This is a genomic window from Endozoicomonas sp. (assembly GCF_031844845.1).
In the GTDB taxonomy this organism is placed as follows: Bacteria; Pseudomonadota; Gammaproteobacteria; order Pseudomonadales; family Endozoicomonadaceae; genus Endozoicomonas.
In genome coordinates this window covers 1-9,243 of record NZ_JAVRMB020000257.1, presented here as the reverse complement: position 1 = coordinate 9,243, position 9,243 = coordinate 1, and the positions used below count along the sequence as shown (strand labels likewise).

General features: G+C 47.6%; 7 protein-coding genes. 4 read left to right on the top strand and 3 right to left on the bottom strand.

All coding sequences use genetic code 11. The annotated features are described in order from the left end of the window. The 4 genes from RM811_RS13925 to RM811_RS13910 all read left to right on the top strand — a co-directional run. Positions 1 to 885 (top strand): acetyl-CoA C-acyltransferase (locus tag RM811_RS13925; protein ID WP_402525337.1); only part of this gene is annotated, 885 nt, incomplete at its 5' end. 133 nt (positions 886 to 1,018) lie between these two features. Continuing rightward, the gene (locus RM811_RS13920) at positions 1,019 to 1,402 is read left to right on the top strand and encodes a nuclear transport factor 2 family protein (protein WP_402525335.1); all 384 of its coding nucleotides are present in this window, start codon (positions 1,019 to 1,021) and stop codon (positions 1,400 to 1,402) included. After that, entirely contained in the window at positions 1,399 to 1,824 is a 426-nt protein-coding gene (locus RM811_RS13915; protein WP_402525332.1) for a nuclear transport factor 2 family protein, read from the top strand. The genes RM811_RS13920 and RM811_RS13915 overlap by 4 nt, the downstream gene beginning before the upstream one ends. Before the next feature lie 424 nt (positions 1,825 to 2,248). Then, entirely contained in the window at positions 2,249 to 3,475 is a 1,227-nt protein-coding gene (locus RM811_RS13910) for a Myb-like DNA-binding domain-containing protein (RefSeq protein WP_402525330.1), read from the top strand. 104 nt (positions 3,476 to 3,579) lie between these two features. Here RM811_RS13910 and RM811_RS13905 read toward each other — a convergent pair whose 3' ends face one another. The 3 genes from RM811_RS13905 to RM811_RS13895 all read right to left on the bottom strand — a co-directional run. Further along, positions 3,580 to 5,145: an FGGY-family carbohydrate kinase gene (locus RM811_RS13905; protein ID WP_402525327.1), complete on the bottom strand. Its 1,566-nt coding sequence runs from the start codon at positions 5,143 to 5,145 to the stop codon at positions 3,580 to 3,582. Positions 5,146 to 5,179: 34 nt separating this feature from the next. Beyond that, positions 5,180 to 6,778, bottom strand: a complete 1,599-nt coding sequence (locus RM811_RS13900) for a glycerol-3-phosphate dehydrogenase/oxidase (protein WP_402525324.1) — start codon at positions 6,776 to 6,778, stop codon at positions 5,180 to 5,182. A 331-nt stretch (positions 6,779 to 7,109) separates the two neighbouring features. Next, on the bottom strand, positions 7,110 to 9,243 hold a 2,134-nt coding region (locus RM811_RS13895), incomplete at its 5' end, for a TonB-dependent hemoglobin/transferrin/lactoferrin family receptor (protein ID WP_402525322.1).

Here is a 9,243-nt window from a genome sequence, read left to right as displayed (position 1 = left end):
GATGAAATCGATATCGCCGTGGCAGGCGGTCTTGAGTCGATCTCCCTGGTGCAGAACAAGCACAAGAATACTTATCGCAATCTATCCAAGGCGGCGATTGCCATGGATCCGGCTGCCTATATCCCAATGATAGAAACGGCTGAACTTGTCTCCGAGCGTTATGGTATTTCCCGTGAAGCTCAGGATGCATACAGTCTTCAGAGTCAGCTGAGAACCGCCAGGGCTCAGAGTGAAGGTCTGTTTGCTGATGAAATTGCTCCCATGACCACGATTAAGAGCATCTTCAATAAAGAGACAAAAGAAGTTACCTATGAAGAAGTGACACTGGCTCAGGATGAGTGTAATCGTGCCAGCACGACGCTGGAAAGTCTTGCGGGTCTGAAACCCGTCTGGAACGATGGCCAATGGGTGCGTGAAGGGCGTTTTATTACTGCTGGTAATGCCTCTCAGCTGTCAGATGGAGCATCCGCTTCTGTATTGATGAGCAGTAAGCTGGCAGAGCAGCGAGGTCTGGAGCCGCTGGGTATTTATCGTGGTCTGGCAGTGGCTGGCTGTGCTTCTGATGAAATGGGCATTGGGCCTGTTTTTGCTATTCCGAAATTGCTGAAGCGTCACGGCCTGAAGATGGACGACATTGGTCTGTGGGAGTTGAATGAAGCGTTTGCCTGTCAGGTGATTTACTCTCGTGATCAGCTGGGTATCCCCAATGAAAACCTCAATGTGAATGGTGGGGCGATCGCGGTTGGTCATCCATTTGGTATGTCCGGTGCCCGTATGGTGGGTCATTCCCTGATTGAAGGTAAGCGTCGGGGTGCTAAATATGTGGTGGTTACCATGTGTATCGGTGGTGGTATGGGCGCTGCCGGGTTGTTTGAAGTGGTGTAAGTTATTTTTTGCCACGGAGGCACAGAGGAAAAGACTTTTCTTTTCTCCGTGCCTCTGTGGCGAATCCTTAATGCCGGGGTGGACGAATAGCCACTCTGGTAATTCAGGCAAGTCTACTGGGAGAATAATAACTATGGTTTCTACAGCCACCATTCGCGAAAAAATGGAGCTTTACGTCCAGCTGGTTAATAAGCGGGATATCGAAGCTATTCTCGCACTGTATGCCGATGAGGCGATGGTGGAAGACCCTGTCGGGGTTGAACCTTTGCAGGGTATTGACGCCATTTCACGATTTTACCGTGAAGGTCTGGGGCAGACTGAAGCCTCTGCTGAGCAGACCGGTGACGTCAGAACTACCATCAGTGGTGAAGGTGCTATTCCATTTCAGGTCAAAGTGACGTTTGAAGGCAGTCCCTGCGTCATCACGGTTATTGATATTATGCAATTTAACGACGATGGCAAAATTACGTCCATGAAGGCCTATTGGAGTCAGGATAACCTGGAGGTACTGGCATGACTCTGGAGGAAAGGGTTAAAAGGCTGGAAGCGCTTGAAGATATCCGGCAGTTAAAGCACCGGTACCTTAATGCCTGTGACCTGAAAGAAGTCGAGTCAATTAAAGATTGTTTTGCTGAAGGTGAGATTCATATCGATTATGGCCCTGTTGGTCTTTTCAAAGATCGTGACAGCTTTACAGGGCTGTTTCAGGAGATGGCCTGCCATGACCATGTAATTGACCTTCACCATGGCGCTAACCCTGAAATAGAAGTGGATGGTGAGCAGGCTACAGCAAGATGGGCGCTGTATTACTTTAATATCAATGGTGATACCGGGGCTACCCGGCAGCTGGGTGGTTTTTATCAGGACGAATATCGTCGTATTGATGGATCGTGGAAGATCGTAAAAACTGTTTTTAAAGCTCACTCCATCAGTGAGTGAAGCGCATTTAAAATCATCAGAAAAATGATGGAATCTGGCTCTCTGAGTACCTTATTGGGAATTGTCCTGAAATAACTTAGCCATTTCAACGAACGCTGCCCGCCGCCCGCTACCCGAAAAAGCCAAGCCGCTTTTGCGGGTAGCGGGCAACGGTCTTTTACAGGTTTCAGTAAAATGTGGATCTTATTTCGGGACAATTTCTTAAAGGGAATATAGCCCTATATTTGTTATTTGAGCAGCATTATACGATGAGGAACATTTTACCTGTTGATGTTGTCCTAAAGTAACTGTCTTAATGTTAGCTCTAAGTCAACTTCAGGTACCCGGTTTGTTACCTCCTTTATCAGATCACTCCTTAATGAGAAAATCAGGGCAATTCCCACCGGAATTTGTATCTTCAGCAGTATTTGTTGGAGGTATGACAGTGAGTGAATTGAATGGAACAGGGCTTGACACCACAAATACACCAATACCCACCACAGTTGATGAGATGAGTATGCCTGATAACTCTGATCTCAATAGTTATCGTGTCTCGATTATTGATAATAAGGCTCAAACCTCTTCAGTTCACAGTCAACGCCAGAGTTCTCAGGCAGATCACCGATCAGTATCAAACTTTACGCAGAAAACGGGATTGGGATACCAGAAGATTCAGCCTGAAACCAGTCACTCTAAAGGTAATGGGGCTTTATGCAATATTCAAACTCATGATCTGAGCAATATTGCTTTTAATGACTCGCAGTACAATTTTTCTGAGGGGAAAGAATCCTGTGGGAAAAAGAATAATAAAATCCGACGGAAGACTGAACCTGTTGATCAAGGCATCAGTAGATTAATGTCGTCAGGCAAGGTAAAAAAGGCTGTGCTCAACTGGACTAAAGGGGAAGATGAACTACTGTTGGAACTGGTTGGAGAGCATGGAACCAAGTGGACAACCATTGCTGAACGTTTTACGTATCGCACAAACAAGAATTGTCGCGAACATTGGTTGAATCACTTTAGTCCAGGTGTAAAAAAAGGTAACTGGACTGCAGCTGAAGATCAGAGAATTGTTATTTTACAACAAAAATATGGTAACCACTGGACGGCAATCGCCGGATTGATGCCAGGGCGGACGAGTATTGCAATTAAAAATCATTGGAACTCAACCTTAAGGGGACAATCTACCAGAGGAAACACCCCTCTGGAGCAAGCGCATGAGCATCAACTGCCTGAGATTGAAGTAGCTCAGAAGCCGCCAGACTCAATACAGGCTAGTTGCTCACTGGAAAAATCAAGAGAAGAAAGTGGAACCGGCAATGTTCAATACACTTCTTCTATTATCACTTTCAATCAGGCTGGCGGTGCTGAAGAGGGCTGCTCAATCTGGCCAGCTCCAACATCCACAGATGGTCAGGCTGATGACGGGGATTGTATGGACGTAAGACAACGTCTATCTCAAGCTGATGATAGCCGGGGTTCACTGAGTTGCCCGGAGGAGCTGGTAGTTAATAGTCCAAAATATTCTATAGCTGATGTGAGTATGCCTCTGTTGAATTTTGACGATTATGATTTTTCAAATTGTTGGGAGGATCTTGAAAATTGTTCACTTTTAAAACCCTTCCTGACGGATTCAGGTGATCAGTTTGGCTGGGATTTTTTATATGAATAATGCCCACTGTCGTTATAGCCAGTCTGCGAATCAACGCGCAGAGTCGTATTGTCCTGCAGGTTTATTTGCGTTGTGATTTTTTGAGTTCTATTTCCTGATTATTGTTATTTTTTAGGGTAACCGGTGATCTCACGGATCGATTTATACAATGGCTGCATGCGCTTATACATCTTTTTATAAACTTCTTTGTATAAACGGTCATACAGTTGCGTCGTGGGTACATCCGGCTCAAACACATCGCCAATGCGGGTCATTTTATCAATGGCTTCGCTGTAGTTTTTATGGATACCAAGGCCAACAAAACAATTGATCGCCGCCCCAAGACCCGACGCCTCAAACGTGTGGGGACGTTCTGCTTCCATACCAAATATATTCGCGGTTAATTGCATCGCGGCATCGCTTTGGGAGCCACCGCCAGAGACTCGTAATCGGGTAATTGGTGTGCCGCTGCGCTTTTCGATCTGCTCTTTGCCAGAACGTAATTCGTAGGCCAGGCCCTCCAGAATTGCCCGATAAATATGCGCGCGCTTATGAACGTCACCAAAACCAATAAATGCACCTTTACCTTCCGGGCCTGGCTGGCGTACGCCAGGTGACCAGTAAGGCTGCATCATCAATCCCATTGACCCCGGAGGCACCTGGTTCAACAATTCATCGAAAAGCTGTTCGGGTTCTACTCCCAGCTCTTTGGCCTTGCGCTGTTCGGCCTGAGCCAATTCATTTTTAAACCAGCTGACCATCCAGAAGCCACGATAAATCATCACTTCGGTGTTGTAGTGCTTTGGCATCGCTGCGGTATAAGGGGGAATAAAGGGAATGGTTTCAAAGTATCGGGTTGTTGTCGTGCTTATGGTCGCCGTGGTGCCAAAACTCAAACAGCCGATATGTGGGTCAATGCCACCCGCTCCCAGCACTTCACAGGCCTTGTCTGATGATGCCGCAATCATCGCTAAACCAATGGGCAGGCCGGTATGCTCAGCGGCCTCGGGTGTGATATGGCCTAACAGCTCTCCGGGTTGCACCAGTTCTGGCAACATGTGTCGTCTGGCAGCCAGCAGTTTCCATTTCAGGTCTCTTTTTCCTGCCCACTTCTGACGACGATAGTCATAAGGCAGATAGCCCGCCACTGAACCACTGGAGTCTTTCATCTCGCCGGTTAGCTGATACGTCAGATAACCGGATAAATTCACATAATGGCGGGTTTTCTGCCATACATCCGGTTGATGCTGCATTATCCAGTTATCACGAGCCTTAGCCCGTAAATCTTCAATAAGACTGGTCAGGCCGGTGACTTTAATCAGCAACCCCCACAGACCTCCAACCGTTTTTTCTGGCTCGGATTTACGCTGATCCATCCATATAATGGCTGGCCTCAACGGTTTTTTATGCTCATCCAGATTAATCATGGTATAGCGCTGAGTAGTCAGCGCCAGACCTTTAATCTGACCGGGCGTTACAATGCCCTGAGCCCATAATGCTTCGCACACTTTTCCAAGGTGCTGCCAATAGTATTCAGGATGTTGTTCTGCCCAGCCGGGGTGCTGTGAAAAATAGGCTTCCAGATCAACTTTGCTTTTGGCGATCTCATTGCCGGCACTATCAAATACCAGTGCACGAATACTTTGCGTGCCATTGTCGATGGCCAGTACATACTCTGAATCACTCACCATACGCTCACTTTTATATTTTTATTATTGAGTATTTTTATTGTGGAATGCTGTAACAGGTATTCCAGATGGATTGATAACGGGTGACTTCCTGCTGCCACTTTTCTTCGGTCCAGCCAAGTTCTTTGCTGCATATGGCCTTGATTTTGTCTTCAAAAATCAAGCCCCCTTGCTCGAGCAACAAGCCCAGGCGGGTGCGGCGTAACAGGAGATCATCCAGGTGAACAATCGCTTCATTTTTTGCAGACCAGCGTAACTCTGCCCACAGGGCACGGGCACCGGGAATAACATCAAGTTCACTCAGCCGGGACTGTTCCAGTAAACGGTCACTGTCCATTCCATAGTGGCCTTTAATCCGTTTCTGCAAATAATCAGGCAGTTGCTTAAACAAAGAACTCGCAGGTTCATGTTGAGTAAACATATCCGCACCTGAGTCGCTAAAATCAACGTCAGGCAGGTACTCTTCAGCAGCCTTTAAAACATCCAGGGCAATCAACCGGAAGGTTGTCAGCTTACCACCACTGATCGTCACCAGACCGTTATCATTCCAGATACTGTGATCACGTTTTTCTTTCGAGGGATTCAGGGCACCAGAACTCACCAGGGGACGAACGCCGGCCCAGGAAGAAATAATATCCTGCTCTTTTAATCCGGCTTTCGGGAATTGGAAGGTGGCGGCTTTCATCAGATATTCCAGCTCATCACGGGACATGGCAACCTCGTGGTTACCGATGTCGCCATTATCCAGATCGGTTGTTCCGATGACGGTTCTGCCTTCCCAGGGGAAAATAAAAATCGGTCGTTTATCCTCAGGGTGCATCGCTGTGTAAGCCTGCGCTACCGGCAATCGCCAGGCTGGCACAACAATATGGCTGCCGCGGGCGGGGCGAATGTTTCGCTCTGACGTCATTTCTCCCCGCAGCTCATCGCCCCAGGCTCCCGTAGCATTAATAACGACTTTCGCTTTCACCGCAATCAGGTCGCCGGTTTCTGCATCTTTAAGTTGAACTCCAATCACCCGGTCGTTCTCTTTAATCAAAGAATCGACACCCACATAATTGATGACGGCTGCACCGTCTTTCTGAGCCTCCCGGAGTACCCTGATAACCAGACGTGAGTCGTCAGTAATAGCGTCCGCAAACTGGGTACCACCGAGCAGGTTATTTTCATTAATCAATGGGCTCAGATATTCAAAATCATTCAGCTTATGAAATTTCCGGTAACGCTTACCGGCAAAAAAATCATAAATTCGCAGTAAAATATTGAAGATAAACGGCCCGGGAAATCCACCTTTATAATGGGCCATCAGAAATCCCATTTGATCAACAAGACCCGGGGCTTCTTTCATCAGACGTTCCCGCTCAGACACCGAATGCATGGTGGTTTTAATATCACCGGAAGCGATATAGCGCAGGCCACCGTGAACCATTTTTGAGGAGCGACTGGAGGTACCCCAGGCGAAATCCTGACGATCCACCACCAGGACTTTCAAGCCACGACGGGCAGCTTCACGGGCAATGCCTGCACCGGTAATCCCACCGCCAGCGACAACGATATCCCATTGTTCGTCTGCATTCTCTTTTATGTGCCTTAGTAATCGATCTCGATTACCAGCCTGCCATGATTGTTGCCACATAATCCGATGCCTTATTCGCCTGGTGCCGGGAAGTGTTAAAACCCATAGCAATATTATTGTTGTCACTCCCGTGAAGGAGGCTGTCGCAAAACCCTCGTTCCCATGCTCCGCGTGGGAATGCATACGGATCTGTCCGTATGTACAGAAACCTCTCCTTGCCCGAATCTGTGGGAGTTTCAGGCTGGTTATTCACTTGTGGCGAGTACGGTATGCATTCCCACGCAGGACCCCCAGGGCCTAAAAGCATGGGAACGAGGTTTCCGGAGGGTTTTGCGACAGCCTCGAAGGCGGGAATGACGGTAGCCTCAGAGCGTGGCAACGAGATCAAACGTCAAAAGTCGTATTTAGCACTGATAGAGAAGTTACGACCAGGCTCGCTGTATCGGTCCAGCCCCGGATTATCTGCAGCAAGACCGCGAACATCATCCCAGAGGTGGTATTTTTTATCGGTGATGTTGAACAGGCCAGCTCTCAGGGTGACATTCTTTGCTGGCAGATAGTACGCGGTCATATCCATCAGACCATAGCCAGCGGGATTAAAGTCACCGTCTTCAACATCGGAGTCACTTTTTCCCTTAACCAGCGTCCAAGCCAGATCACCACCCCAGTTGCCGGAGATATCATCATAGCCCAGACCAATCACACCTGTGAGTGGGGCAACACTGTTTAGAGTCTGCCAACCTTCACCTTCCTGCTTTCCCTTGCCGTCAGCATAAGCCAGAGAAACTTTCAGACTGGTTCCCGCTGGTGCGCTAATCGCTTCATCCAGCCAGAGCTGCCCTTTCAACTCGATGCCTTTGATTTCTGCTTTGGCTATGTTTTCTGCGCGGAAAATACCCCAGTTGTAATAAGTATCTTCATAGGTAACTGTCTCTATAAAATTCTTGTACTGGCTGAAGAAAGCAGCAACTTCAAAGCTGCCTAACCGGTTACCGCCCCTTAGTCCAAACTCAATAGAGTTACTCTCTTCCGGTTTAAGATTCGGATTTGCTTCGTTTTTATATCTGCCTGTTGTGGGTTGAGGATAAGGAATAGTGACTTCTTTCTCATCGGTGTAGTACATATCAAACAGGTCAGGTGCCTTAAAGCCCTGACTAAACTGAGCAAAGGCTGAAAGATCGCTACTCAGGTTGTAGACAGCACCGATGCGTCCGGTTAACTGACTGTCGTTACTGCCCGGCGCCGAATCACCAGAGCCATCATTCATAATGCCATCGGGGTTATAGTCGTAACTGTCAAAGCGAAGTCCGGGTGTAACCAGCAGATGCTCATTGACCTGAATATCATCCTGAATAAACAGTCCGTATGCCAGGTCATCAACCTTCGGTATATAAGCTTTGTCTTCCGTTACTGAGCCGGGTTTGGAAACAAGGTTTCGATTCGAAACGTCTGACTGGCCAATATCCAGCCCATATACTAATTGATGTGAAACGCTGCCATATTCAAAGGCTTTATTAAACTGGGCAGACAGCTTTAAGCTCTCTTCACCATAGTAATAGTCTTTACGCTCATCTCCTTTATTGGGCCGAAAAGTCTCCTGCTGAGAAGAAGAGTCCTGCCAGTCAAACTGCCACCGCAGTTGATCAAAAGCCCGGGCATCGGCCTGCCACTGGTGAAAAATCCCAACTCGCTTACGGACTACCTCATCAGTGCCTGTTACCGGTTCAAAACCGGCTTCACTTTCCGTTTTGAAAACGGCATCAATATCATCCTGAAAATATTCAGCCGTTAAACCAATCCGATGATCTTCGTTTAGCTGGTATTGAAGTTTTCCGAGGACATTATTGCTGGCTGTGTCAGAAGGGTTAGCCTCACCTCTGGCACCACCGATAATATCTTCTCCACCGTAGGTCTCAGTCTCTTTATAATCACGCCGGGTATAAACCATTAAGCTTTCAAGATCACCAGTACGATTCGCCAGCGTCAGTGTTTCTGAAAAACCTTCATTGACACTGGAATAGCCCGCCTTGACTGAACCTGCCGTATCGTCGCCCGCAGCCATAAGGTAATCAGAAGGATCTTTGGTCTGGAATGCCACGATACCACCGATGGCATCACTGCCATATAAACTGGATGCAGGGCCTTTAACTATTTCTACTGCCTTCAATGCTTCAATATCAATCTGGCTGCGCTGGGGCTGCTGAAAGTAATGGCCAGTATCCATTTGTTTTGGCAAATCGACACCGTCGACCATCACCTTGACACGGTTACCTTCCATACCTCGAATATTGAAATCATCTAATCCCCCGCGACTGTTAGTCCCTACAATAACTCCTGGCTCATAACGCATTAAATCTTTGATATTAGTAGCCAGTTGTGCCTCTATCTGCTCTTCACCAATCACTGACACACTTCCAGCGACGTCTTTAAGCTGCTTCTCGGAACGTGCAGCAGTCACCGTCACCTGATTCATCAAAGTCGGCTTTGAGCGAACCTCTTTTTCCTTTTCTGCAACTTCTTCCGCA

What these genes read in the sequence shown, in the direction of transcription:
- RM811_RS13905 (WP_402525327.1), bottom strand. Translation starts at nt 5,145, where the DNA reads ATGGTGAGTGATTCAGAGTATGTACTGGCCATCGACAATGGCACGCAA.
- RM811_RS13915 (WP_402525332.1), top strand. Translation starts at nt 1,399, where the DNA reads ATGACTCTGGAGGAAAGGGTTAAAAGGCTGGAAGCGCTTGAAGATATC.
- RM811_RS13920 (WP_402525335.1), top strand. Translation starts at nt 1,019, where the DNA reads ATGGTTTCTACAGCCACCATTCGCGAAAAAATGGAGCTTTACGTCCAG.
- RM811_RS13900 (WP_402525324.1), bottom strand. Translation starts at nt 6,778, where the DNA reads ATGTGGCAACAATCATGGCAGGCTGGTAATCGAGATCGATTACTAAGG.